The sequence below is a fragment of the Rhizobium mayense genome, from assembly GCF_030272705.1.
Classification (GTDB): Bacteria; Pseudomonadota; Alphaproteobacteria; order Rhizobiales; family Rhizobiaceae; genus Rhizobium; species Rhizobium mayense.
This window is the reverse complement of the sequence record NZ_JARFYM010000037.1, coordinates 1-23,962: the sequence shown is the minus strand read 5'-3', so window position 1 is coordinate 23,962 and position 23,962 is coordinate 1. Positions and strand designations below refer to the sequence as shown.

The 23,962-nt window shown below is 56.3% G+C and carries 22 protein-coding genes and 3 pseudogenes; 14 read left to right on the top strand and 11 right to left on the bottom strand.

Annotated features, from left to right (window positions below; genetic code table 11):
- Positions 1 to 80: 80 nt before the first annotated feature.
- From PY649_RS29490 to PY649_RS29475, 4 genes and pseudogenes are all read right to left on the bottom strand, one after another.
- Positions 81 to 305, bottom strand: a pseudogene (locus tag PY649_RS29490) (alpha/beta hydrolase family protein); the annotation flags it as partial.
- Positions 306 to 463: 158 nt separating this feature from the next.
- Positions 464 to 1,405 carry an aldose epimerase family protein gene (locus PY649_RS29485; protein ID WP_285872449.1) on the bottom strand — a complete coding sequence of 314 codons (942 nt, stop codon included), beginning with the start codon at positions 1,403 to 1,405 and terminating at the stop codon, positions 464 to 466.
- 331 nt (positions 1,406 to 1,736) lie between these two features.
- Positions 1,737 to 2,675 carry a nucleotidyl transferase AbiEii/AbiGii toxin family protein gene (locus PY649_RS29480; RefSeq protein WP_285872448.1) on the bottom strand — a complete coding sequence of 313 codons (939 nt, stop codon included), beginning with the start codon at positions 2,673 to 2,675 and terminating at the stop codon, positions 1,737 to 1,739.
- A complete protein-coding gene (locus PY649_RS29475) occupies positions 2,662 to 3,459 on the bottom strand; it encodes a type IV toxin-antitoxin system AbiEi family antitoxin domain-containing protein (protein ID WP_285872447.1) in 798 nt (265 codons plus the stop codon). The genes PY649_RS29480 and PY649_RS29475 overlap by 14 nt, the downstream gene beginning before the upstream one ends.
- Positions 3,460 to 4,057: 598 nt before the next feature.
- On the opposite strand from PY649_RS29475, the pseudogene PY649_RS35215 reads away from it, so the two are divergent.
- A pseudogene (locus PY649_RS35215) lies at positions 4,058 to 4,114 on the top strand (hypothetical protein); the annotation flags it as partial.
- A gap of 20 nt (positions 4,115 to 4,134) precedes the next feature.
- Here PY649_RS35215 and PY649_RS29470 read toward each other — a convergent pair.
- From PY649_RS29470 to PY649_RS29450, 5 genes and pseudogenes are all read right to left on the bottom strand, one after another.
- Positions 4,135 to 4,239: pseudogene (locus PY649_RS29470) on the bottom strand (IS630 family transposase); the annotation flags it as partial.
- A 735-nt stretch (positions 4,240 to 4,974) separates the two neighbouring features.
- Entirely contained in the window at positions 4,975 to 5,388 is a 414-nt protein-coding gene (locus PY649_RS29465) for a type II toxin-antitoxin system VapC family toxin (RefSeq protein WP_285872446.1), read from the bottom strand.
- Positions 5,388 to 5,630, bottom strand: coding sequence for a type II toxin-antitoxin system VapB family antitoxin (locus tag PY649_RS29460; protein ID WP_120709082.1), 243 nt, complete (start codon positions 5,628 to 5,630; stop codon positions 5,388 to 5,390). The genes PY649_RS29465 and PY649_RS29460 overlap by 1 nt, the downstream gene beginning before the upstream one ends.
- Positions 5,631 to 6,465: 835 nt before the next feature.
- Positions 6,466 to 6,726, bottom strand: a complete 261-nt coding sequence (locus tag PY649_RS29455) for a hypothetical protein (RefSeq protein WP_285872445.1) — start codon at positions 6,724 to 6,726, stop codon at positions 6,466 to 6,468.
- 1 nt (position 6,727) lies between these two features.
- Entirely contained in the window at positions 6,728 to 7,267 is a 540-nt protein-coding gene (locus PY649_RS29450; RefSeq protein WP_285872444.1) for a hypothetical protein, read from the bottom strand.
- A 400-nt stretch (positions 7,268 to 7,667) separates the two neighbouring features.
- On the opposite strand from PY649_RS29450, the gene PY649_RS29445 reads away from it, so the two are divergent.
- The 6 genes from PY649_RS29445 to PY649_RS29420 all read left to right on the top strand — a co-directional run bounded on the left by PY649_RS29445 (position 7,668) and on the right by PY649_RS29420 (position 14,785).
- Positions 7,668 to 8,081, top strand: coding sequence for a hypothetical protein (locus PY649_RS29445; protein ID WP_285872443.1), 414 nt, complete (start codon positions 7,668 to 7,670; stop codon positions 8,079 to 8,081).
- Between the two features lie 4 nt (positions 8,082 to 8,085).
- Positions 8,086 to 9,216 (top strand): hypothetical protein, encoded by a 1,131-nt coding sequence (locus tag PY649_RS29440; protein ID WP_285872442.1) that lies wholly within the window; start codon positions 8,086 to 8,088, stop codon positions 9,214 to 9,216.
- 77 nt (positions 9,217 to 9,293) lie between these two features.
- Entirely contained in the window at positions 9,294 to 10,556 is a 1,263-nt protein-coding gene (locus PY649_RS29435) for a hypothetical protein (RefSeq protein WP_285872441.1), read from the top strand.
- A gap of 686 nt (positions 10,557 to 11,242) precedes the next feature.
- Positions 11,243 to 11,491, top strand: a complete 249-nt coding sequence (locus PY649_RS29430) for a DUF6074 family protein (protein ID WP_120709074.1) — start codon at positions 11,243 to 11,245, stop codon at positions 11,489 to 11,491.
- A 1,314-nt stretch (positions 11,492 to 12,805) separates the two neighbouring features.
- Entirely contained in the window at positions 12,806 to 14,260 is a 1,455-nt protein-coding gene (locus PY649_RS29425) for an efflux transporter outer membrane subunit (protein ID WP_285872440.1), read from the top strand.
- Positions 14,261 to 14,434: 174 nt separating this feature from the next.
- A complete protein-coding gene (locus tag PY649_RS29420; RefSeq protein WP_162950434.1) occupies positions 14,435 to 14,785 on the top strand; it encodes a hypothetical protein in 351 nt (116 codons plus the stop codon).
- A gap of 799 nt (positions 14,786 to 15,584) precedes the next feature.
- Here the strand turns inward: PY649_RS29420 and PY649_RS29415 are convergent.
- Positions 15,585 to 16,907 carry an MFS transporter gene (locus tag PY649_RS29415; protein ID WP_432761426.1) on the bottom strand — a complete coding sequence of 441 codons (1,323 nt, stop codon included), beginning with the start codon at positions 16,905 to 16,907 and terminating at the stop codon, positions 15,585 to 15,587.
- A 510-nt stretch (positions 16,908 to 17,417) separates the two neighbouring features.
- Between PY649_RS29415 and PY649_RS29410 the strand changes: the two genes are divergently transcribed.
- From PY649_RS29410 to PY649_RS29400, 3 genes are read left to right on the top strand one after another with little or no spacing between them, the layout of a single operon-like run.
- Positions 17,418 to 17,783 carry a hypothetical protein gene (locus PY649_RS29410; protein WP_285872439.1) on the top strand — a complete coding sequence of 122 codons (366 nt, stop codon included), beginning with the start codon at positions 17,418 to 17,420 and terminating at the stop codon, positions 17,781 to 17,783.
- Between the two features lie 16 nt (positions 17,784 to 17,799).
- A complete protein-coding gene (locus tag PY649_RS29405; RefSeq protein WP_285872438.1) occupies positions 17,800 to 19,044 on the top strand; it encodes an AAA family ATPase in 1,245 nt (414 codons plus the stop codon).
- A 2-nt stretch (positions 19,045 to 19,046) separates the two neighbouring features.
- On the top strand, positions 19,047 to 19,646 hold the full coding sequence (locus tag PY649_RS29400; RefSeq protein WP_285872437.1) for an RloB family protein: 600 nt from the start codon (positions 19,047 to 19,049) through the stop codon (positions 19,644 to 19,646).
- Between the two features lie 506 nt (positions 19,647 to 20,152).
- Here the strand turns inward: PY649_RS29400 and PY649_RS29395 are convergent.
- On the bottom strand, positions 20,153 to 20,806 hold the full coding sequence (locus PY649_RS29395; protein ID WP_285872436.1) for a DUF433 domain-containing protein: 654 nt from the start codon (positions 20,804 to 20,806) through the stop codon (positions 20,153 to 20,155).
- A 270-nt stretch (positions 20,807 to 21,076) separates the two neighbouring features.
- On the opposite strand from PY649_RS29395, the gene PY649_RS29390 reads away from it, so the two are divergent.
- The 4 genes from PY649_RS29390 to PY649_RS29375 all read left to right on the top strand — a co-directional run bounded on the left by PY649_RS29390 (position 21,077) and on the right by PY649_RS29375 (position 23,822).
- The gene (locus PY649_RS29390) at positions 21,077 to 21,424 is read left to right on the top strand and encodes a helix-turn-helix domain-containing protein (protein WP_285872435.1); all 348 of its coding nucleotides are present in this window, start codon (positions 21,077 to 21,079) and stop codon (positions 21,422 to 21,424) included.
- Entirely contained in the window at positions 21,424 to 22,707 is a 1,284-nt protein-coding gene (locus PY649_RS29385) for a type II toxin-antitoxin system HipA family toxin (protein WP_285872434.1), read from the top strand. Before PY649_RS29390 ends, PY649_RS29385 begins: the two co-directional genes overlap by 1 nt.
- Positions 22,708 to 22,788: 81 nt before the next feature.
- The gene (locus PY649_RS29380) at positions 22,789 to 23,379 is read left to right on the top strand and encodes a DUF433 domain-containing protein (protein ID WP_285872433.1); all 591 of its coding nucleotides are present in this window, start codon (positions 22,789 to 22,791) and stop codon (positions 23,377 to 23,379) included.
- Positions 23,376 to 23,822 carry a type II toxin-antitoxin system VapC family toxin gene (locus PY649_RS29375; protein ID WP_285872432.1) on the top strand — a complete coding sequence of 149 codons (447 nt, stop codon included), beginning with the start codon at positions 23,376 to 23,378 and terminating at the stop codon, positions 23,820 to 23,822. The genes PY649_RS29380 and PY649_RS29375 overlap by 4 nt, the downstream gene beginning before the upstream one ends.
- The last annotated feature ends 140 nt before the right edge of the window (positions 23,823 to 23,962 follow it).

The following is a 23,962-nucleotide window of genomic DNA, read 5'->3' as shown; positions in this document are numbered from 1 at the left end:
GAAGGGGTGGTTTTGGTTTGAATATCGGCGGCACGCCCGGTTCAAGCTGTCGGAACGGCGCTCGCAACCGGTCGCGAGCGCATCAGCTTGCCCTGCAGTCTATGGGCATCGTCGATGTCGGAGAACTCCGAATATTCTGTGCCGACCGGCCACCAATGCTCGTTCCAACCGGTCTTGTTCATACGGTTGTCGCAAGAACCGCTGTTTACGACTGCAGCCTTGTAGAGTTCGGGGTGGAAAAGTAGCGCGCTCACCGCGTTTTAGTCGCCGGCGGACGCGCCGAAAATGCCGACATTGGATATGTTCATAGTGACCGCTGTGATAGACGATGGCGCGCAGCATGACGCCAGGCGAGGCCCGCAAGGCAACTGATGGGTCGGCGGCGCTACTGGATGCGCCAAGCCTCACTCCGCGAAGAAAAGCAGCGCTGCTGACATGCCCGATAATGCCAGCCTTTTGAGGGCTAATCTTCATGCTGCAAAAACTCGAGTCGTACTCGGAATTGTTGCTCTTCTCCTGGAGCGAGATTGGCATTGTATTCCCGCTCGTCAAATGGAATGCGCCTGCCCTCTATGTCACCATGACCGGTGCATGGTTCTAGCGCCAGAAAGTCCTGCTGTGGAAGAGACCATACAACCCAGTTGCGTGCATCTGGCGCGTCAATTCTGATTGTGACCTTCTCTCCAACAAGCGACAGCCTTTTACTGTTCGCATTCAAAAAACAAAGGGCCTCATTTTTGAAAAGAGTTTCATCTAGATGAAGGCGCCGTCCGCGGAACGAAATTTTCCGTTGGTCACCTCGAATTAGCCCTTGGGAAGATATGCATGGGACGAGTGGGGATTCTGATTTATCGAACTGCAGGCGCCAGCTATCTTTGCGCGAAGACAGTAACGGCCATCTAAATCCCGGATGTATTCCGATGGAATAAGGCAAGAATGCACTATAGGACGTGTTTTTTACGGAAATATCAATGTTCAATCGACTCTCTACAATTTTGTACGTAATCCTAAAAAGAAAATAAAACGGAAACATTGTTTTCGTGAATTCATCGTCAGATGCTTCTAATGTCACCTCACTTTCTGAGCTGGAAACCACGTCAAATTCCAGCATACTGACAAAGCCGTGAACGGGCATCGGATAATATTGCCCTTTTATTTCGGCAAGCGAAGACTCACTCCATCCGCATGAAGGGAACATCAGGGGACAAGTTTGGTTCCAACCTTGGGAGTCTCCCGGCCAAAGGAGGTCGTTTACACCGACCTGCCACCCAATTAGCTCTGCTCCTCTTCGGTTGATAACTGCCTGTGCAATACCGGAACGAATAACGACAGCATCATGCATGAATGTTGTTACCTTGAACCCTTCGGAATCGGCAGTCAGGCGGTCTTGGTCTTCTACAATCATCGCGCGACTGGATTAAACTGCTGTTTTTTTGACGATTGAAACGATCGGATCATGACAGGTTCCATTGGCGCCGGCGTCAGGAAACGGTGGTGGCGGTGCCGAAGGAGCAAACGCACCGGCTGCTCGTCGGCATCGACATCGCGCCTAAAATTGGCTGATCTGCGGTTTGTCGCGGACATTGTCGCCATTAGAGAATATCATAAGCCTCTTCCCCGAATACGCGCTCGTTGCCGACGCGAACCTCAATCCAGTCAATGCCGTGGAGATCTCCATTGGATCATCAAGACTGGTCATTTACCAAAGATCACACTCATCTTTAAAGTTGCGAATGTCAGTCCTTCAGTGGCGCGCCGCCACGCGCGAGCGCGTCGTCCAGTTGATTGACGAGACGCGTCCGCGATGCCGCGGAGAGCTTGTCGAGATTTAGCTGTTTCCATTTGACGGCCGGCAATTCAGCCGCTTCGGGAAGACCGATCAGCCTCCAGTCGGGTTCGCCGCGCTTGAACCCCAGAAGAAACTGCCTGTGCGGCGCCGGCATTCCGCCGGTGATCGTGGCAATAAGCACTTCCCGCGCCTCCTCCAATGCCGCGCGCTGCACCGGCTCGGCGGTCATGCCTTCAAATCCCTGGGCAAACTCCTGCACGATGTCCTTCCGACGCGGCGCCAGCACCTCCGACATGGGACGATCATGGCTGACGAGGTAGACGAGGAAGGCGCGGCGCAGGTCTTCGCCGATCCGCTCATTCGCGAGCAGATCGCGAATATCGAACAGGTCGCGGGGATGCTGCCGGTCGAGGGCCGCCATGATCTTGCCGGCGTAGAGGTCGGCGAATGAAACTACCTGGGTCTCTGCATAGCCAAAGGCCTCTTCCACGGCTGGAGAGACGGCACGTATTTCCGGGGCGAAAACACAGCCGCGCAGAACGGGCGTCACCTCGATCTTGATCTGCGCATCGCTGCGTTGAACGGTCAGTTTCGTCACGATCTTCTCGCGGACGTTAATGACCTCGGTTACACGTACACCGCGCAAGCCCGCGCGGATTGCGGTGGCCATGCGCTTCATGGCCGCATCGATGGCGGCAAGCGATTCCGGCCTTCCGGCGACCGGCAGATAAGTCAGGTCGATATCGACTGACAGCCGCGGCATGTCGCGCACGAAGAGGTTTATGGCGGTGCCGCCTTTGAGGGCGAATTCTTTCTCCGCCGCCATGAACGGCATTGCGGCTATCAGGAGCGCGACCTGGTGTCGATATCGTTCAGAGAGGGGCATCGAGATCGTCCGGAACAGTTATCAGTAAGTCGGGATCAAGGCGCCCGCCTTTCACCAGAGACCGCTTGCCGGTCCCCAGATCGACCGCACTACGGTCAATCTGCTTCACCCAGGAATGCGCATGACGGGCAGCGAACCAAAAGAACAGCCGTTTCACTTTCACACTGTGGCAATCGGAAATCAGCGATTGCAGCCTCCGGGGACTGAGCGAACTGAGGCCTTCCATCAGCACATCAACCTGATGGAAACTTTCATGGGTCGGAAGTTCATCCAGCATCTCTAGCAGGGCGCGCTCCGGCGTTGAGATCGTCATTTGCCATTCCGAAGCAACCGGCACCTGTCGGAGGGTCCCTTCTTGCAGCCAAGGTTTCTCTGGCAACGACCGAAATAGCGTCGATGATTTATGAAACCGGAACATCTGCGGCAGGGGCAGCTTTGTAAGCCATCCCTGTGGCGAGGCCGTGCCATAAAGGTGAATAACAGACGGGCCTGACGCCGAAATATAGTGGCTGAAGCCTTGCAGATCGAGGGCTGTACGGCCGCCGACGGCAAGCGCGCTGCCCATTAGTGTCTGGAGTGACACTACGACCTTTTCCCATGTGAGTTCGCCGCGAGGGCGTTTATAAGTCCCTCTGACGGGCTGAGTGAGCCATCCTGCGGCAACATACTGGCTGCGCAGACTGGTAGAATAACCGTGGCGTTCCATCCACGCCGCGTCGACCAAAAGCCCATCGGGAAGGGTTCGTTCCAGGAAGTTTAGCTTTCCGGTGTTTTGTCCAGTCATTCTTAGTAAAATAACATTATTTTAAACCGCCGCCAAGGTTTGAATATGCTTAAGTTTGCGAAGCGTTGCTTCGCAAAATCGTCTTATTTCAAACCGTCGCTCTCAAAGAATGCTCCGGCAAGAAACCCCTATGATTCTGCTGGAAAGTAGCACCACAAGGTACCAATAATGCCTCAATCAACCAAAGGATTATGACCGCCGCGTAGATAGAACGCACGTTTCGACGGTCTGACGCTGGGAGAAGTGATTGGGGACGGCGTGACCGGAAGCAACTGGCCGTGAGGGGCGGAAGTGGGACATTCATGTCCACAGCCCGGTATCGCACGGATTTAAGTGTGACTATAATCAGTTCGTCATTCAGCTCGGGAATGCCGACCGCGACGTCATTAGCATTAACGACAATTTTTCCGTCGCTGGATGTCGGGAGACTGTTGGCCGCCTTGGCGATCCCGCTGGCGACACCGATCGCACCGAGACTACACTATCGCTAAATCTTAAGCCCGACATCAACGGCGTCGAACGCGTGCGCTACATTCCGCGGAACTATCTGGAAAAGGTCTGTTCTGAGACGGAGCCTGAAGCGTTGCGCGAGACGTGGATGTTCAAAGGCGGTACGTGCTTGAAGAAATGCTACTGCCAGACTTACCGGTTTTCGGAGGATCTCGACTTCACTCTGATGCCAATGCCGAAGCACTTGGCTGCCGCCCGGCACGACAGACCATCGTGCGTCACCGCGCCAACAACGCGCTCCCGCAGATCATCCGAAGAATGTCTCGCCATCCTGGCCATTGGCGATGCGTACAGCATGGGTCCGTATTGTCTGGTCTATATCGTCGTCTGCGTCGACATAGATACCGCGCATGAGGTGGACCAGTTTTCTCCGCCTGACGGTGGCCACGCATTTTGTCGATGTTTTCGCCGACAAGATGGAGCGGCATATTATGTAACTTTCGCGTATTTCAGATACGCGATAGTTTCATCTATGAAAAATCTCTGATTGCGCCAAATTTTTTGTAAGTTATTGATCTAAAATAAAAATATGTCGCCAATTGTCAATTGGTCTTCACAAGGTCGGGTGCGCTTGCTTGTCTGCCAAATTGCGAGATGAAGCGCGTTCATCAAGTGGAATGGAATTTGAAATAGTCCTACGCTTCATTCCAACTTAAAAGCCGATCAAGATGCTGACGACGGTGGTCAAGTGGCATAAGCAGACCACGACGATCGATGCGCCGATGGGGTGGAAGGTTTGCAAGAGCACGTGCAGACGCCGGAGGCCGATTCACCCCCGCCACATTGGCAGGGTTCGCCAGGCCGCGTCGGTCAGTTCGAGACCTATCAAGAGCAACTCGTTCTCCCACTCCGTCAAAAGCCAGCAAGTATTCCATAGCGACGGCCTATATGAAAGGTTGCGCCCTCTCAGCTGATGATATAGTGCCGAATGTTGATGATGATGATGATGCGACGCTCGGACACGTCCGCTCGATCTTGGTCCGCAGGCGGATCGACTGAAGCGATTCAGCGCTCGCCGGGTAAAGCGCTCTTGAGATCCGTTTCTATAAAATCACGCCCTTTGAATAGCATCGGAATGTTGAGCGTGTCTGCGCAGGCATAGGACAGGCAGTCAGCGAAATTGAGTTGGGCGGGATGAGCTCTTCCTTTGCCATATACGGCAAAAGCTTCCACGGCGCGCCGAGCGATCGTATCGGTGATCGGAACCACGGCAATTTTGGCTGCTTGAAGAAAGGCGTCGAACATTTCTTGAGCATCAAGGACTTCTAAGCCAAGAATACGCGCCAGATTGATGGTCGCCTCAAGCCGGACATGCGCGCCGGTTTGCCGGCGTGGAGTGCGATCGACCGCCACTACGTACAAGTCGGCCTCCGGTTCTCCCGCAAGGATGGCGACGAATGCTGAGGTCTCGATGAACATCATTGGCCCCAGAGTGCGTCGCGTTCCTCTTTGGTCAAGGGCGCGGCCGGCGGGCGTTTTGCCTTGGCAAGTGCGCGGGCACGAATCTCTGCGACGTGCTGTTTCAAGGGCACAGCTTCGTCAGCCCGCTCAATCTCGTGCTGCAACGCAAGCTTGATAGCAGCGGTTAGGTTGGAGGCGCCACGTTTGCGCATAACGGTTTCCGCTAAGGTGCGAACTTCCTGATCTCGGATACTAAGCATGTGACGATCCTTGCTGTCATGACAATTCTGTATGTACGTTTGTACGAAATCTGTCTATACGAGACCGAAGCAAGGTTTATGGCAGCTTCCTGGTTAGTTTCCGCGCAGAGCTGAGCCGGTTTTTCCACCGAGGCGGCGAGTCACCTCCAAGTATCGTTGTCAGATCAGAGATTGGTCAAGGGATCGGCTTTTTCTCCTCTCTTTGTGCTGCGGCGGCCGAGTTGGCTTTGAAGCGGAAGCTGTCGTTCCCGATTTCGAGAATATGGCAAGCCGATCCACGCCCTTAAGGAGAGGTTGGCTTTCTTTGCCGGACATGCGGTTATCCATCCGCAGCTTTCCTCGAATTTCTCGGGGAGAATGACCGTAACGCGTCCGGAGAGCGAATAGACGGCTCTCGGCTAATCTTTCTCGACAAGGGAGCCAGAGAGGAGGCTTTATAACGACGGGGTCATTGGTTCAGATCCTATGAAGAGCAAAGGTAAGGCGCCAATTTCCCATAAAGAAGCGAGGATCGGGAAGACTTCATCGGGTGGACGAAAAATTTGCCGGGGGATCCGTTGTCATGTCGTGAGCCCACATCGCTCCGTGAGGAAGGATCGGAGCTGTTTTCCGGCCATGCGCGGATCGTCGATTGAGCGCGTGGCTAATGTAGCGATCAAAGGGTGATACAACATCGAGAAGCAGGTCGAGATCTATGTGGGACACATTCATGCTTGTATCTGCTTGTTCCCACGATGCCGTCGCCGGGGTCGAGGGCGACGACGCGTGACGTCCTGGCGCCTCCGCAGTTCAGGCCATAGCCATCCAAGACGATGTGGAGCGTTCGAGGCCGTGTTCACCGCGCCTCGTATTGGGCTTTCGAGATAATTTTCATCGAGCTTCTCTCAAAATAAAGCCACTGCTTTTCGGGAAGCTTAAACCAGCAAGCGTTCTTCTTCGGGTTGCACTCGCAGTTCGGGTTCTCCGGAGCGCAGACGGTCACGTCGACCTTTGAACGATCGAGGTAGAGCTCGGGTTGGGATTGCGCGCTTGCCGTTCCAGTGATCGTCGATGCTAAAGCCATTACAAACATCGGTTTCATCGCGCTCTTCCTCATCTTATGGCTCCTTGAGCCCCTTCGGCTTGTTCGTTGCCGCTGTGACCTTGATCGTCTGGACGTCCTCAGGGGTCTGCGACACCTCGGCTGTCAGGTTCAGGGGCGTGGCGTGGAAGCCGATCGCACCATTGGCTTGGACAGACCGCGTGACCGCAAACTCCTTGGTCATTGCAAATTTATCGAACAACATCATGGGATGTCCGGCACTCGTGGCTAGAAGCTGGCCTGCAAACTCATTTAACTGATCGCGTATGCCAAGGCCGGGGGCTTCATGAATACCAGCCTGCTGGCGAGCGGCTGAGCAAATGCTCGTGTCAGCAGCGTAAGGGTCGAGGAGGATAGTGTCTTCCATAGTCGCCGTCACGGCCTTTGACCCCGAAACCCCGAATCCGCCCGAGGCCGAGCCGTAGGGCAGAATGAATGGACCCAATCCGGCGTCCGCCTTGCCGGCCGAGGTATCCACGACCTTGAGCGTCAGGGTGACTACAAACGGGTTCGCGCTTTCGAGAAAGCGTATTCGCGCACTATCGCGCGCGCTCATCAGCGAAGTACTGTCCCATCTCACATTTGATGGAATTCAAGACAACCGCTGCGGGAATGGGGACGGGCGGCGAATTGGCGATCGATCCGCACGAAGCGGTCGGCAATATAGCCAAGAGCGTGAGCGACTACGCATGTCTGTCCCCTAGTTGAAAGCAGAGAAGCAAAATAGGGAGTTGTTGTCCAACGGTATTCAACTAGGAGACTGCAAAAGTACCTCTCTACCTCGTGGTTCGGCGAGGCGTTTCTACCCCGCCGGGGCTTGCCGTGCAAAAGGCCGATCGAGGTCTTCACCGCAATTGTGGCGCAAGCTTTGTCTTGCATCAGACAATCAATATCGGATAAGTTGCACGGCAATACTTCTCATTGTTTATTTCAGGAAGATCGAAAGGCGAATGCACATGACAGGTGAAAACGAATCGTCACAAGTCGTTGAAGTCAGCAATGCGGGAGCGGTCGACGAAGATCAGGTCAACGCTAAAATTCTGGAAGTTTGGCAGGAGATGTTGCGCGACGAAAGCGTCAAGGCGGAAGTTGCGGGCATCCTTTCGGTCGATGCCGGGGTCCTGGATTCATCGACTCCCCCAGTCGTCGCCACGAGTGGACCGGCGGGCGTCCTCATCAGCGGCATTCTGATCTCCGTCGGTACCGCCTTCCTTGTGGCGGCCGGCAAGGAAGCGGGAGGTGTTCTCGGCAAGGCCGCCGCTGAAGCCCTTGTCGCGGCGATTCGCAGATTCTGGGAGACCAGAATGCGTCACATAGTGAGCCCTGTCGGCAGCAATGTGCTCGGCGAGCCGAAAACCGGAGACGAGTAAGGCAATGCCGCTCGATCCCGGTCTCAAAACGGCGACCGCACTCTGGATCGCCGCGGCGCGATTTGCCGATCCTGACGCGTGCGACGTCGAGGACGATGCGACGTTCCAGGCGCATGAGGATGTGTTCGCGAAACTGCACGCCCATGCTGTCAGTGCAAAGCGGACGGTAAAGGACAATGGCGATATTGCCGGCCGCTGCAAGGACGCGCTCGGGGATGTGGTCGGGATCGGGTTTCAGCACAACTCGTTGCAGTTGCTCCAGAGAACGCTAGGCGGCTTGGCGGTGAGCCTGGTCCAGGGCAATGGGGATGGGCCGGCATGCCGTAACGGCGTGTGCAGCGTCGCCTGCGGCAGCGGCGTCCTGGAGATTGCCGGCCTTGTGGAGGCGCGCATACGCGAAACCTTCAGCATGGGCGGGGCTGCTTTCGGCGACGAGCCGGCCATCGTCTACGCGACCACGTTGACGCCGCTCGGCCAACAATTTGCGCCATTCAAGGTCACGGGATCCACGGATTCGAACAAGGTGATCCGCATCGTCAACCTCGTTCTCCTGGAAGGCCAGCTTTCTGCAACAGATGTGGTTGACCTGATTTATACCCTGCACCACGAACTCATTTGCCACGCTTTCCAGGGCTATCGAAGCAGGCGTCCGACGCCCAACGCGCCGGCGCAATGCCATTGGTCAGAGGGATGGATGGATACCTTGGCCTTCGACATCGCCGAGCTGTGGATTGACGAGGGCCGGAGCGACTGGGTTCCTCTCAAGGGCGAACGTGGTAAGGGGCAGCTCCGGGCGTTCCACGAGCATCGCTTTGGCGATCAGCCGTTCCTGTTGCGGTCCGATCGCACCCGCCGACGCGGCGCGCGTGAGGCATTTCGCGATCTGGCAGCGATCCTTGCTCAGACGGGAATGGCTGCCTCGTTCGAGGAGGCCGACACCTTGTGCCGGACGTTCACCTGGATGGTAAACACCCATCCGGAGGCCGAATGGCGACGGCTAAAGCTGCTCGCCACCCGGTTACAGCAGAATCTATTGAGCAAGATCCGGCACGAAGACGCGGTCGCTGCCGCACAGGCATGTCTGTCTTTCTTGGTTGATGGCGATCTCGCCAAGCTCGAGAAAACGCTGGCATAGCTGTAAACACTCCTTGACTTTTGGGGTTGTATCCCCGATATTAGTGTTGGTCAACAGGAGGCTGCAATGATACGCCAATGAAGAGAGATAGAGACGCCAGCCGAAAGCTGATGGGCGCCTTGCTCCGTTTGAGTGCGGGCAGATCCGACGGGTTCACGGCCAAGGATCTTGCTCTCGCGGCAAGCGTTCCGCACGAAACCGCCCGTGACTTTCTAAAACCTGACCGATCCTCATTCACTGAGAGTGTGGGATCAACATCGCGGGATGCTTCAGGAAAAGGCAAGCCCCCGAACTATTACAGAGTAACCGAAGAAGGCTATCAGCTCCTCCTGAAGGAGGTTGCTGCGTTTCGCCGCCAGCTGATCGGTGCTGCCGATCCGTTACCGCGAGACGATGTCTTTCGGCCTTTGAATCAGATGAAAGAGACAATCGAAGACCTGGAGAAAGCCGTCGCAGACAGTGAGGAGTTCGAGGATCTTCTGATTGAAGCAAAGGAAGGATTAAAGGGATGTCGCAAGGATCTCAAGGCTCTAGAGGCCCAACAGTCGGAGCATGTTGTTGAACATGCGCTTGAACTTGGGCGGTTGGAAAGCCGTCTTCGGTCTGAAGAAGGGCGCAGCCGGAATGAGACCAAGGAGCCTGATTTCGTCGATTGGCTCGTCGAAAAGTTCGGATCTTGGCTGGACAAGCCGGCTGCGCCCTTCGAACCCGTCTTGATGCTGTTAGACGGCATAGAGGGTCGCGATCCTTTATCGAGTGCGGTTATCAGATCCTGTCGTCAAGACGCCATATCCGTGGCCGCCTTCGATGTTGCCCAGATGTCAGATACGGTCAGGCGGCAATTGTTCGATGCGCTCGTCAACTTGCGTCAGGCCACCCCCCTTGCCGCAAGCAAGCTGGTGTTGACGATGGATGGAGCAACGCGCCTCGGCCAGGAACTTGCCGAAGAGTTCAAGGCATTGGCACTCCCTCCTGTTGAGCAGGCCAGCCTGGATTTGCCGGGATTGGGCTTATTCGATCCGAAGGCCGTGCGACAATCTTATCTGTTACGGCTAGCTGACGCACAAAACCGCCTTCGGGCGCCGCAGGCGAGGAATTTCGCAAAGACCTGCGCATCAGCTCTGCTTGCTCTCGATGCGGCCAACGATGTGCCCGAGTGGACGATTACGGAAAGGCTCATCGGCCAAGGGGCGGACCGCGATAAGCTTATGACGGCGGCTCAGGACCTGTTAGGTAACGTGGTTTTTGTCGATTCCAATTTCGACGAGACGATCCAGGAAAAGCTGGCCGATGTCCATCTCACATATTCGTCCGCAGATAAATGGGTGAATGCCGGTTAGATCCCTGGGGCGTTGAAGAAACTTACATCTTGCAAAAGCGACGTGGAAGTTTCCGTGACAGTTCCAACATCGCGGTGCCTTTGTTCGCGATGCGGTTCAAAAAGGTTCCATCTCCAGCAAGTCCTGACTGATGCGTGAGGTCGCCGGATAAGGTGCATGTCGACGTCAGAGCGTGTGCTGTTGGCGACCTATGCTGCCAGAAAATGTCAGCTACTGGTACCCGGTCGCCATGACAGAACTGTTTGGATCTCGTTTGGCAGAAAATCTGAGATTCGGTGCGACGAGATTCTCAAAATAAGTGGAACCGTGGCGACCTGACAGATGGCATGCGCAGTCCACGATCTCGTCGATAGAATCCCTTCGCCCGTACACGGCCGCTGGGTTAACGGAGCCCGAGAAATCTGATGGAGAGGTTGCGGCTGAATCGCCGCCAGTACGTTTCGGCACAATTCAAAGCCTTCGAACCCAGATGTGGCAGACGACCAAATATTGACCCGCAGTTCGCGAATGTTTGTCGGCTAAAACTGACGTCGGCCAGGCAGTTAAGGAGGAAACGCTAGCCGCAACAGACGTTCACATCGCATCTATCGCCTTGATCATCCTAGAGGAGGCGTCCATTCAGCTTTTGGAAACATCTTCCGGCGACCCTACCGCCCACCAGTTGAGATTCGCTGGTTGGAGGTTAAATGAAAACGATACTGTTTCCAGCTGATCGGCGGCTGGCAGAAGTGAAACGCTGCTCGGCCCTCTTGCAGGCTCTTCATGGCGAAGAGGCGAACAGGTTCTGGCGATCGGAAATGATCCACTTCGTTGCTGCGATGAGGATTGCTGGGGCCGAAGACGAAGATATCCGCGCCCAGGCAGGCCTGTTCCTCAAGGCAGTCCAGATAGAGCTCGAAATTGCCGCCGGTCGGGAAACCAGCGTCGGCGGTTGATGGTACCGACCACAAACTCCTGGGTTTCCTCGTTTGCAACGTTCTCCGGCAGGTCGAACTTGAACGCCATGCCATTCGAGCTGCCGAAGGAGAAAGCTATAAGGTTACGGAGCTGGGGAGGGCGCTTTGTCATTTGGCAGATGCGATGATTGCCGTCCTTTCCACCCACGGCAAGAAAGCACGCCCGCCGGCGCATACCTGAAGCATCATTGACTTTCTGCTCTTTCGCCGGGGCCGGCGGCTTCCACCTCCAATCTGCCACGCCATGAGGCGAATGATTTCCTCCCCACTTATTTGCAGCGAACCCGACAAAGGTGGCGCCACTGTTTCACCGGATGGCACCAAGAACTTGCTAATTCATTGAAAACGAATGGGCGCGCCTTCTGGCACGCCCCTTGCTTTACGACTTGCGACATACACTCCGACGAAGAAGTTTTATATGCAGATCCGGATCTGTGATGACATCGTCGGTGAAGGTGAGAACCTTCCGTCCCGTGAAACGGCTGTTCCACTATCCATAGACGCAGGAAGCCCTACGACCCGACCCGCCGCGCGACAGCAGCAGCTTTCCTTGTTACAGCTTCGCCCTGGCCTCTTGCCTTCTACACAAGCTATTTCGATGATTTTTCAAGTATTAGCGCGATTTGGAGCGCTTGGCAAAATCACCATGGATCGACGAAGAGTGTCAACATTGGCTCGTCAGAGAACGTCGAGTTTCAATATGGAGGTGAATTTCAAACATGAGCCCAAACCCACGAAAACCCGCGCCGTGATCCATGGCGCAAATAGGCGTGATCCAAAGAATCAATTTTTCCAATCAGTCGAATGCCATTAGGAAGCGTAGAAGAAAGATGAAGATGCAAGAGCTGGGGTCGTCGCATGCGTGCAGATGCGGTGGGATTCGGTGTTGGCAATTCGTTATCGGTCGACGATCCCGAGCCAGCACCTACCAAAGTCAGTTGAGCACATTCGAACAACGCGCCAGCGTTCTCGCCGCCGCTCGCCTGGAGCTGAGTACTTTCGAGACATATGCAAGTTGAAGAAGATTCATGCGCGTGCTGTCGTGGTTAAGCGTAGCGCGAGTCTCTCATGGGCGCGGTCCCGTCGATCGTAGCCTGGTCTGTCGAGCATCTCCGCTCGTCGATGTCTTCTTACAATATACCGCCTCCCCCTAGAGTCTAAAACCCAACGGCCTACCAGCTCATCGGGATGACTAAATATCGGAAGAGATCACAGAAACGCCGCCGCGCAAGAGGTCACGTCGCCCCCCCCCGCAAGACAGTGATCATGTAAATTGAATTGTGAAATAATCTGATGATATCCATTCGTACTGCCGCCCCCGCCTTGCTTCTTCTTCTGGCAGGTTGCGTCAGCGGCCCCGATCATAAGCCACCGGAAATGCCGCTCGCGGCCAAATTCTCGGATGGCGGTACGAAGGTCAACGGCGACGTCTCCGGTTCGCAATGGTGGACCGCTTTCGGCGATAGGAAGCTGAACGCCTTGGCTGAGCAAGGACTTGCAGAAAACCTTAGCATCCAGCAGGCGCTGGAACGCATCAATCAAGCACAGGCTGAAGTCATCACCGCCGGCGCCGGCGGATTGCCGAGCCTTCTGGTGTCAGGCGGTCATAAGACCAACGGCGAAAAGGGCAGCCAGCGCACCAAGAGGGAAACGGAAAACACCATCGGCGGCAATGCCACGGCTTCGTGGCTGCTTGACCTCTGGGGTCAATACCGCCGTGCCAAGGAAAGCGCCAATGCATCGCTGGATGCGGCTTACTCCGGTGTCGACGTCGCTCGCCTGACCTATCTGCAGGATCTGGCTAACAGCTACGTCAACGTCCGCTACTATCAGGCCCGCGTCGCAATCGCGCAGGATAACCTGAAGTCTCGCCGGGAAACGTTTGAACTCACCAAATTCCAGTTCGATGCCGGCGCCGTGTCCCGCCTCGACGTGGTCCAGGCCGAAGGCCTCGTTAACTCGACGCTTTCGGAAATTCCGGGTCTCGAAATCAGTTACCGTCGTGCGCTGCATCATATTGCAACCTTGCTCGACGTGCCGTCGGCGACCATTATCGCCCAGTTGCACAGCGGTGGTCCCCAGCCGGTATTCCGGGGCCGCGTCGACACTGGCGTCCCGGCTGACCTCATCCGCAACCGACCCGACATTCGTGTCGCCGAGCGTAACCTTGCCGCAGCGACCGCCCAGATCGGCGTGGCGGAAGCCCAACTCTTCCCCACGATCTCGCTCAGTGGTGCGATCTCGCCGTCCTACATCCACACGCCGTCCGTTCATGGCAGCCTGACGTCCTGGTCTTTCGGTCCGTCGCTGTCGCTGCCGATCTTCGACGGCGGCACGCTGCGGGCTAATGTGAAGAGCGCGGAATCGTCGAGCCGCGAACAGTATATCGTCTGGAAACAGACCGTGCTGTCCGGTGTCGAACAGGTCGAAAATGCCCTGTCGGCCGTCAGCCGCGATGCCCAGACGGTCGCTGCACTCCGCGCGCAGGTGAAGTCCTACCAGGAAGCCCTCGAACTTTCGACGGCAAGCTACAAGGACGGCGCCTCCTCGCTGCTCGATGTTCTCGATGCACAGCGCTCGGTTTCTGATGCGCAGGAAAGCCTGGCTACGGCTATCCAACAAAGCGCTCTGGACTATATCTCTCTGAACGTCGCAATCGGCGCCGGTTTTGTTCCCGCGGAAAAGCCGACTGTCGCCGCAACGCCGGCCAAGGTCGTCAAGGTCGCTGCCAAGAAGACAGGGAACTAATGCAATCAATTGGCCTTGCGCATCGTCGATTGAATTAGAAAGATGTACCCACCGTACTGAGACCAGCGCATCTGTCGCTTCTTCCCAATGCTCTTGGCGACCAGGAAATTGACTGCAGATTCGGCAACGGTGGTTGCGACACGCAGGTCGGCGCGACAGCGGATTTCGTACTTGATGGAACTCTCGCGCGACAAAGCAGAGTTGTACTCCTGTTCAGGATTTCAAGTTACAGCTCGCCGCTATGCCCAGCTGAAAGAGTTTTTCCTCATCATGAATACCCTGCTGGTACAATTTGATCACAAAGGCGGCAATGTTTTCGGCTCGTTCGTGTTCACGACTTATACTAAGTTCAGCAAGAATGGCATCAAATGCGCGTTGGCAGGTGCCAAGCGCTTGGGAATCCAAGGGTATGTCCCTCTCATGAACGTACCTGGAGATCACTCAAGCCACCTCCGCAAACAGAGATACTCGGGGCGCGAAGTAGAAGCTAAGTGTTTATTTGCAGCATTTCAATCAACAAGATGAGCGAGCGAATCCATCAAGCGATCACAACCAATCCAAGACACAAGGGCCGAAGATCCTGGGCCGGCGAGCGTGAGACGACATCGATGTCGACGGCGGTCGGCGTGACATGCTCAAGCATGCGCGCCGCAGTCGGAAGGCCGGCGATGAAGGCGTCGGTACGGCTGCCTGACCAATGCCCGACAGCAGGACTGCGACCCAGCGGCTGCGGAGTGGGGTAGGCGAGATGTCTTGGTCGTCGACTGTGTCAATAACACCGTACCCGTGCTCGCCCTCGTTACCTTGAACGGGAAAGGTGTTGTCCGGCGCCGTGAAGAAGAGGCCTGCATCCTGAGCGAGAGATACTCGGCTCTCGTCTCACGAGCGCTCCGCGCCGAACTCGACACCGATCGCGGTGTCCTCGAAGTCTGCGGAGCTCGTTGTCCCGGCCGCCGGTTTGATGCTGGCCTTGACATGAAGCTGAGGGTTTTGATGGTGCCGTTGTAGGCGCCCGTTTCGTCGCGGGTCAAGGTACCGATCTGAGCCATTGTCTTAATCTCCTCAGAGTAGTTCGAAGCCGTCCGATATGGCCTCGATGGCGGTCGAAGGTCGAACGGCGACGGATTGGCCTGCTGCATTCAAGGACCAAAGCGTCAGTGGAAGACGGCGACAGCCGAGCTTGCTGGTTCGCGGGGAATGACCGCTCGCGGTGAGGGAAGAAGATCGGCGGAGCCGTTGCAGACCAAAGCTTCTGCGGCTCCTTGCGCGTAATTCCGGAACGAAGCGGGGACAGCTCCTCTCGACCTTGAGATCGTTCAGTCCTTCATTGCTCATTGGGCTCCTCGCGCTGATGCCAGCTTTTGGCAACCGCGTTGAGCCCATTTAAAGAACCAAGCTCTGACTCTCGAGGCCTGCGAACCCGCAAGAGGCACCCGGTAGCGATCAGCAACAGAGCTCCAGCGGAGGCTTCCAGCGACAAAGCCGGGGAGAAATTCTGCGCTATCACACCCCACACCCAACTGCCTGCCGCGATACCGCCGTGCGTTAATGCAAAATAGATCGAGATGGTGCGACCTGCGATCCACCGCGGGCTCGCCAGCTGCACACTCACGGTAAGGCTAGACCAGGCGATGACCCAACCCGCACCCCCCAGGGCGAGTGCGACCGCCGCCAATGCGAGTTCAGGGATCAGAGCAAGGGAAATGGAGCACGTCGCACAGGCGGCGCACGCGAGCGCTATTAGCCGTTCCTGAGGCAGCTTCCGCCTGAACACGCTGTTGGAGATGCCGCCGAGGACGGCGCCAGTGCCGAACCCTCCCATCAAAATGCCATATGCGATCGCCCCGCCCGCGAATTGGTCGCGAACAATCAGAGGGAGCAGCGCGAGTATGGAGATGCTGGCCAGACCAAAGAGCGTTCCACGCGCGATCGCTACCTTTAGTTCCGAAGACGTCGCCGTGAAGCGCACTCCGGCATTGATCGCCGCAATCATCGACTCGCGCGGGAGAGTTGAAGAGCGGGCCTTCCAGTTGCAGCGCCGTAAGGCGCATAGTGGCAAAAGATAGCAAAGTGTGGTCAGGGAGAAAGCCGTCATAGCGCCGAGCGACGCAATGACGATGCCACCAAGCGCCGGGCCCACCGTCCGGACAGTATGGAATCCGACTGACGTAAGCGTTATGGCAGCGGGAAGATCGCGTCGATCCACAATATCGCCGATTGACGCCTCCCAAGCGGGACCGTTGAGAGCGGCGCCACATCCGAGCAAAAAGCTGCAACCGAGGATAAGCCACGGATCGACAAAGGCCAACGCTACAAGCGCGGTAAGCATCGCAGATGCTAGGATCATCAGGCACCTGCCGGAAAACATGACCCTACCACGGCTGAAATTATCGGCGATGGCCCCGGCAAAGACAGACAGAATGAACGTGGGCAGCGTTGATGACGCCTGTACAAGCGCGACCATCAGATCAGAAGGTGAGACAGTAGCCATCAGCCAACTGGTGGCTACTGCCTCCATCAACGAGCCAAGGCTGGAAACCTGCATGGCGAGCCAGATCGAACGAAAGGTCGGGTTCTTGAGCGGCGCAAAGGTGCTTAGTAATGTTGCATCCGCCGCTACGCCCGCCACACTGCTTATTTTCGCCAAGTCATTGCGCTCCGTCTAGTCGGCTGACTGGCACCTTCCCCGCGCGATCGCTCGGGGAGGCCGCAGGGATCAGCTTCAAAGTCTTTCCGGTTTTGTGCGAGGGTCGTGATGATCGGAAATCGGCCAGACACAGTTCAGACCCCGCACGTTCACATCCTGGCCTTCGTTATCTTTTTGAAAGCATTTGCGGCGAGGTGACTTTTTGAACGCCTTCCAGATCGCGCGGCGGCTCATTCCGCCCGCGCTACGGGTGAATTTCAAAAGTCGTGCCAACTGCACAGAAAAATCTTCTGCAGACGAGTTCAATGGCTTAAGGGGGTGCGCAATAAGGTAGACCGAACGCCACCATGTCGCGGCCTCGACAAACTCGACAATCCGTTGCCTGACGTTTTCACAGGAATGCCGGACTGAATTCAACTGCGGGGGCGGAATTCACGTGTTAGTCAGTAGCGTTCCGCGTCGGTGGAGGACCTCACCCGTCGTCTATCGGCAACGACGTCACGCAATTTAATGAAGGTCATCTTTTTCGCCGCGCTCCTGTTTGGCCTCGAGACGCTGCGCGAGCGGTTGGATGACGCCGGGCTGCTCACCGCCAGGTGCTCGAAGAGGGCGCGATCGCTGAGATTGAAGGCCAAGTACTGGAGGACTGAGGCGTTTGGCCTTGCGGCCGCCTTTACGCCCCGGTTTTCTGCTGCATCGGTCGACCAAGGAGGGAAAGCTTCCCCTCTCAGGGAGTCGTCCAGTAAATCCGTAAACTGGGTGACTCAGGTCTTCGGTTCGTCGACCGGTTTAGGATTGCTCTATCCGGATGATTTCGACCAACGCGCCGAAATAGATTGCAATTATGCATATTTTGTGCGTATCGTGCGTTTATAATGGAGTGATAGCGACTATGCTTCTGGAGTTTCGCGTCAAAAACTTTCGGTCGTTTCGTGATGAGGCCGTGCTGAGCCTGGCCGCCAGTCCAGATTCAACGCTGGAAAGCACGCACACCCGAGAAGCCGGCCTCGAGAAGGTCAAGCGGGTTCTCAATGCGGCGGCCGTCTATGGTGCGAACGCAAGTGGCAAGTCGAACATCATCCGAGCCTTTCAATTCATGCAGGCCATGGTTACGACCTCGAACCAGGTTCAGCCGGATCAAGAAAACAATCTTACGCCCTTCCGGATGCGCCCGGACTTTGACACTAAGCCGACGCTCTTCGAGGCGACGTTCATCATCGACGGCAGGCGCTATCAGTACGGATTTGAGCAGACGCGGCGGCGCGTCATCAGCGAATGGCTACTCGTTTATGAGCGCGCCAAACCACAAGTCTGGTTCTCGCGCGCCTACAACGAGAAGAAAAGAAGCCGCTACGACTATACGTACAGTGACTATTTCCTGGGATCGAAAAAGGTGTGGGAAAACGCGACCCGGAAAGAAACGCTGTTTCTGACAACGGCTGTCCAGCTCAACAGCGAGCAGCTTAAACCCCTGTATCAGCAGTTTTCCGAGGACATGGCCATCTTCCCGGAAGGCGGGAGCATAGGCTTTGACTTCTCGGCAAGGTACGCTCAAGATCCGAAGAACCTGCAGCGTGTCGTATCGCTGATGACGGCGGCGGATACCGGCATTTCCTCCGTGTCATTTGCTAAGCGCCCGGGTCGTCAATTCCAGCTTAACATCGCTTCTGGCCTCTCGGACATTCGAGATGCGGAACTTGATGTTCCGCAATTCGGGCACCTTGCCGAAGGGCAGCAGTACGAATTCGACATCACCGACGAATCTGCCGGCACCCAGATCCTTTTCAATCTTGCCGGGCCAATTTTCGATATCCTCCAGCGGGGTCGCCTGCTTATCGTGGATGAACTCGACCGGAGCCTGCATCCGCTGCTGGTGCAAAAGATCCTGCATATGTTCAACAATCCGACGACGAATCCTAAAGGCGCACAGCTGATCTTTTCGACACACGACGTCTCGCTCCTTGAGGGGCACAAACTGCGACGGGACCAGATCTGGTTTACAGAAAAGGACGCAGAGCAAGTTTCGCACCTTTTCCCGTTGCTCGATTTTTCGCCCCGCAAGGGTGAAGCCCTCGAAAAGGGCTACCTTGGTGGCCGTTACGGTGGCATTCCGATTCTCGGAACAGTGGATCGTTAGTCTTGGCCAGAAAACACCGCTTTGAACGTACTGAGAGTCGGTTAGCCCGTCGGCAGGGCCGAAAGCGGCCGTATGACCGCATGCTGATTGTCTGTGAAGGCGAAAAGACCGAAGTTAACTATTTTGAGGCCATTCGCCGCGAAAAACGGCTTCCGAACGCGGATATCAAAATCGTCCCGTCGGACTACGGAACCGCGCCGCTGCGGATCGTGGAATATGCCATCGATCAATTTAAGGAAAGCAAGGCTTTTGACCGCGTTTATGTGGTGTTCGATCGCGATGACCACGACAGCTACCACAATGCGTTCTCCAAAGCCGAAGCGACCAACAAGAAACTGAAAAACGACGAGGGGACAGCCGTTCCCTTCAAAGCCATCCCATCGGTGCCCAACTTTGAGCTATGGATATTACTGCATTTTCGCGATGTGCTCGCGCCGATCCATCGGAACGAAGTCTATGCAGAGTATGTACTCCTGTTGCAAGCTCATCTCTCCCCCATCGCTGCTTGTTACGCCCAAGGTAACCGCCGCTGCTGCCCATCATCGAATCATCCGCTGATCGTAAAGGTAAAGATGGGCTCGCTTATTCTAGCGCGCAAGTAGAAAATTGCGGACAACATTGCCATATCGATTTAGCAAGAACGACCTCTGAGCCTCGATCGCAAACTTTGTAAAATAGTGGGAAACGCGATTACTCGCATTTATTCAGTAGCAATTATTATGTTGACTACAATGGGAGGCGCAACTTGCTTAGCGATATTGAGTCCACATATTTTCGGAGTCGGATCGATGACGTCCTGCGCGAGGGAGATGCGACGCCGCTGGCCAGTTAGAAAGGCGACACTGGCACTGACGACCAGCCCCGATCTGACCGGCTGATCCGGTTGCAAGATCAGATCGGGGCGGGTGAAACGCACCCCTTCGGCTTTAGCCTTCTCACTAGCAATTGTTCGGTCGCCGGTTGATAGTCGCTTGCACCCGCATGGGGCGGGGTAGGGATCACAGCCACACGATGCTTCCAGAAATCAAACTGCAAGGTGACGCACCATAACCTTTTTCCAGCGCTATCTTGGCCAGTTCAGGACTGAGGTACTCATCAATCAGAAACTTCATCCCGCCTTCCTGCGACGGGGGACGCAACGATCTGTGAGGATGACCGATCCTTCGGGAAGGTCGCCCAGGACGCGGGGCCGCCCACGCAAGGGATTAGCTTCCGCATAGATTGTCGCGAGCCTGATCTTCTCTGCGTCTAGGCTCGGCCAGGTTTCGAGAATGCGCTCCGTTGAATGGCTCGCGGATACAGACGCGGCAACATCATGGACAGGAACGCGGGTGCCCCGAATGACGGCCGTCCCGCCAAGGATCTCGGGCGATGATGTCACGGCTTCCCGCGCCGCGGTGAGGTCGTCCAGCCGCTCGCTCGCGCCCCTCATAAAGGGCATGAGATCGATCGTCAGAAACTCGTGGTGCACGGTCCAGTCTTCACGCAATAGAGCGGACCACGGGAGGCTGCGGGCGCTTGCGAGCCGGGCTTCTGCCGTCCGGATGGTAAACAGGCGTTCTTCCGAGGTAAGGCGGCGGGCGCTTTCGAAGTAAAACGTGATAAGCGAGCAGGCTCCGGCGAGGACATGACGACCGTTGTCGAGCGATACGAACGCTTCTGGCAAGATGTGCTCGTCGATGACGCGATTGACGTCGCGCAGGCTCACGCGCGAGACAACGGCAGCCTCGCTCGCCTTCAGCATCTCGGCAACTGCGGGCATGGTTGAGCCTCCGTATTAATTCTTCCGATGGGCCGGAATATATAATTTGTTGGGGACGATATCAAGGCTTGGGACGGATCGGTGGTCGCCGGTTGGACTCGAAGCACTGGGTTGATGAGGACGAGCCAAGATCGAATCGCCGCTGGGCCACCGTTAAATCATTGCGCTATTTCGCTCGAAATGACCTCCTGTTGCGGAATTCCGCATTCTCGTTTATCTTAAGGTCGTACGCAATTCCGGACACTCAGCAATAGATGGGCGACATTCCGCATGAGCACCACGATTTTCAACACCCTCGGCGAGCAACTGCTGGCTGCCCGTAAACAACGCGGTCTCAGTCAGCCTGCACTTGCGACAAGACTCGGTCGGGACCGGGCGCGAATATCGGAACTCGAACGGGACCTTGCGACCGATCGGCGGGGTAGGGACCGACTGACGCTGTTTGCGGAAATCTGCGATGCCCTTGACCTTGTGCCTGTCCTGCTGCCGAAGTCCCGGATCGCGGAAGTGAGACAGCTGATTAGCGATGCTGGGGAACAGCAGAGCAAAGGTACGGCGGCCAGCGCATTTGAGGAACTTTTCGTCGATCTCGATGAAGACGACAATGGGGAACCATGATGGCGAAATCATCGGCGATCCTCGGCGTCCATCTTCTGGATCAGAACCTCGGGAAGATTAGAGTAGGGACCCTGACGCGCGACAGCGACGGCGCGGTCGCGTTTGTAGTTGCCGAGACGTTCCTGCGAGATCCAAGGCGGCCAATCCTAAGCCTGGGTTGGTCCGATCCTGACGATGACGAGGGCACACGCAATCGTCTGGCGCGGCGTGGCGACAAAATTGGCCTTCACGGCACATTGCCACCGTGGTTTTCAGGATTGCTTCCTGAGGGCGCCCTTAGGGATCTGGTATTGAACGAAATGGGGCCGGGCGATCACGACGAATTCGACGTCTTGACCCGCCTCGGTGGCGATCTTCCCGGCGCAATCCTCGTCGTACCGGAAACAGCAATACCAGCGTCAGCCGGGCCAATCACTATCGAAAAGGTACATGGCGTGGATGTTCCGCTGCCTGACGGCGCGGTTAAATTCTCGCTCGCAGGCGTCCAGCTCAAGTTCACCGCCAACGTCGAGGGCGACAGATTGACGGTTCCGGGTCGCGGTAACACCGGCCGATGCATCATCAAGGTCGCAAGCGAGCGATACCCAGGGCTGCCGGAGGCTGAACACGCGGCCATGCAGATGGCAAGGATGATCGGCGTGCGAACAGCAAACTGCCGGCTTGTCTCCAGCACTGCTATCAGCGGCGTCCCTGCGGAACTGTTGGCTCATGGTGAGCGCGTTCTCGTCGTCGATCGCTTCGACCGTGCCGACGATGATCGTCGCATTCACATCGAAGACGCGGCCCAAATCCTGGGAGCGATAGGCGATCGAAAATATACGATGGCAACGACCGAGACCATCATCAACATGGTGCGCCGCTTCAGCACCGACCATCGCGATGATATATTGGAAGCCATCCGCAGGGTTGTTGCAGACGTGCTTTTAGGCAATGGCGACAACCATCTCAAAAACTGGTCTTTCCGCTTCCCGGCGCCCGGCGAAATCCGATTGTCGCCGGCCTACGATATCGTCCCGACCGTTCTGTACATGCCGTCCGACACTATGGCGTTGAGGTTCGTCAAAACCCACAGCTTCGAAAGTGTGAACCTACATCGCTTTGAGAGGGTCGCAAGTTTTCTGCGCCTGGACGACAAGCTGATCACCCGGGAGGTCGTGGCCACAGTCAGGCGGGCGCTGGAGCATTGGCCGACATCGGCGCCTGAACTGCTCGGAGAATCGAAAGCCAAGCAGCTTCTTGATCGCCTCGAGACTCTGACCCTAGTGGACGAAGTGCGGCCGTAGTCTTTGGCTCACGTCGGTCCGGGCCTTGCACTCTCTCTAATTCGCTCCTATGTTTGGGGGTGTATTAGAAAGGGTAATAGGATGGAACATCTGACAACGGCACAAGCGGCTTTTGTGGTTGGTGCGCCTCTAGACCTTTTCAAAAAGGTTGTCGAGCGGGCGCCGATCAAGCCGCAACTCGTGAAGCGAGGCGGTCGGAATATTAGGCAGTTCGGTCAAGCCGAGCTGGTGTTTCTCCATGCCTATGACGAACTCAAACAGGCGCTGACCCCCAAGAGCCAGTCCGAATTCTACGAGGCGTTGCGAAGCTCTCTTAAACGCGGTCTCGCGAAAGAGGTCGTGTTCGGTAAACAGCGCTACGACATTGGTCAGCACCTGGTCTTCGTCGAGCGCAAGTTGAAGGAACTCGACAAGCTCACTGCTCAAATCGACCTATCCGGCAAGGAACCGCTAATCCGGGGAACGCAAATCGAGGCGCATCGGATTGCCGCTCTCCTCGACGCCGGCGTGACCGTCGAAGATGTCATGCGCGACTATCCCTCTCTAAAGGAACAACAGATCGTTGCAGCGCGAGTCTATGCGGAGGCGCATCCGAAGGCAGGCAGGCCGTATCCGAAGCAAACGGCAAAGGCCGCCATGCGCGCCGCCGATCTTAGTGCGCTGGATGATTGAGCTGGAAATATCTGCTCGATACCAATGTTCTGAAAGAGATAGGTCGACCCGTGCCGCACGAAAATGTGGCGGTTTGGCTCGATACGGTTGACGATACCGATCTCGCGATTAGCGTGATCTCGGTCCGAGAGATCTCGAAAGGCATTGAGAAAAAGCGGAAAACCGACGACGCTGTGGCTAACGAGATCGCCAAGGCGGCCGATGCCATCTTCGCCGCCTATGAAGGCCGCACCCTTCCTGTAGACGAAAAGGTCGCGCGCCACTGGGGACAAATGCTCGGACAATCCGACAAGAACACCGACGACACCGGACTAGCTGCGACGGCGCAGGTGAATGGCCTGGTCATCGTCACCCGAAACGTCGCTGACTTTCAGGGGCGCAGCGTCACAATCCTGGATCCGTTTAAGAAGGCGACTAAAGGCTCCCGAAATATCGCACGATGAATTTCGCCCCTATATATCCAGCAATTTCAGCTATTTAGGCGTTGTCAAAGCTGACTAGAGGCGCGACGTCGTCAGCCAGTTAGAAACGCGACACTGGCTCTGATGGTCAGCCCCCGATCCGGCCGGCTGGGCCGGGTTGA

Coding starts and splice junctions, on each gene's coding strand:
- PY649_RS29430 (WP_120709074.1), top strand. CDS start 11,243: ATGAAAACGATACTGTTTCCAGCTGATCGGCGGCTGGCAGAAGTGAAA.
- PY649_RS29395 (WP_285872436.1), bottom strand. CDS start 20,806: ATGCCCGCAGTTGCCGAGATGCTGAAGGCGAGCGAGGCTGCCGTTGTC.
- PY649_RS29385 (WP_285872434.1), top strand. CDS start 21,424: ATGGCGAAATCATCGGCGATCCTCGGCGTCCATCTTCTGGATCAGAAC.
- PY649_RS29425 (WP_285872440.1), top strand. CDS start 12,806: ATGATATCCATTCGTACTGCCGCCCCCGCCTTGCTTCTTCTTCTGGCA.
- PY649_RS29435 (WP_285872441.1), top strand. CDS start 9,294: ATGAAGAGAGATAGAGACGCCAGCCGAAAGCTGATGGGCGCCTTGCTC.
- PY649_RS29460 (WP_120709082.1), bottom strand. CDS start 5,630: ATGCTTAGTATCCGAGATCAGGAAGTTCGCACCTTAGCGGAAACCGTT.
- PY649_RS29390 (WP_285872435.1), top strand. CDS start 21,077: ATGAGCACCACGATTTTCAACACCCTCGGCGAGCAACTGCTGGCTGCC.
- PY649_RS29380 (WP_285872433.1), top strand. CDS start 22,789: ATGGAACATCTGACAACGGCACAAGCGGCTTTTGTGGTTGGTGCGCCT.
- PY649_RS29485 (WP_285872449.1), bottom strand. CDS start 1,405: ATGATTGTAGAAGACCAAGACCGCCTGACTGCCGATTCCGAAGGGTTC.
- PY649_RS29450 (WP_285872444.1), bottom strand. CDS start 7,267: ATGAGCGCGCGCGATAGTGCGCGAATACGCTTTCTCGAAAGCGCGAAC.
- PY649_RS29405 (WP_285872438.1), top strand. CDS start 17,800: ATGCTTCTGGAGTTTCGCGTCAAAAACTTTCGGTCGTTTCGTGATGAG.
- PY649_RS29465 (WP_285872446.1), bottom strand. CDS start 5,388: ATGTTCATCGAGACCTCAGCATTCGTCGCCATCCTTGCGGGAGAACCG.
- PY649_RS29455 (WP_285872445.1), bottom strand. CDS start 6,726: ATGAGGAAGAGCGCGATGAAACCGATGTTTGTAATGGCTTTAGCATCG.
- PY649_RS29420 (WP_162950434.1), top strand. CDS start 14,435: ATGGAACTCTCGCGCGACAAAGCAGAGTTGTACTCCTGTTCAGGATTT.
- PY649_RS29475 (WP_285872447.1), bottom strand. CDS start 3,459: ATGACTGGACAAAACACCGGAAAGCTAAACTTCCTGGAACGAACCCTT.
- PY649_RS29440 (WP_285872442.1), top strand. CDS start 8,086: ATGCCGCTCGATCCCGGTCTCAAAACGGCGACCGCACTCTGGATCGCC.
- PY649_RS29410 (WP_285872439.1), top strand. CDS start 17,418: ATGAAGGTCATCTTTTTCGCCGCGCTCCTGTTTGGCCTCGAGACGCTG.
- PY649_RS29480 (WP_285872448.1), bottom strand. CDS start 2,675: ATGCCCCTCTCTGAACGATATCGACACCAGGTCGCGCTCCTGATAGCC.
- PY649_RS29445 (WP_285872443.1), top strand. CDS start 7,668: ATGACAGGTGAAAACGAATCGTCACAAGTCGTTGAAGTCAGCAATGCG.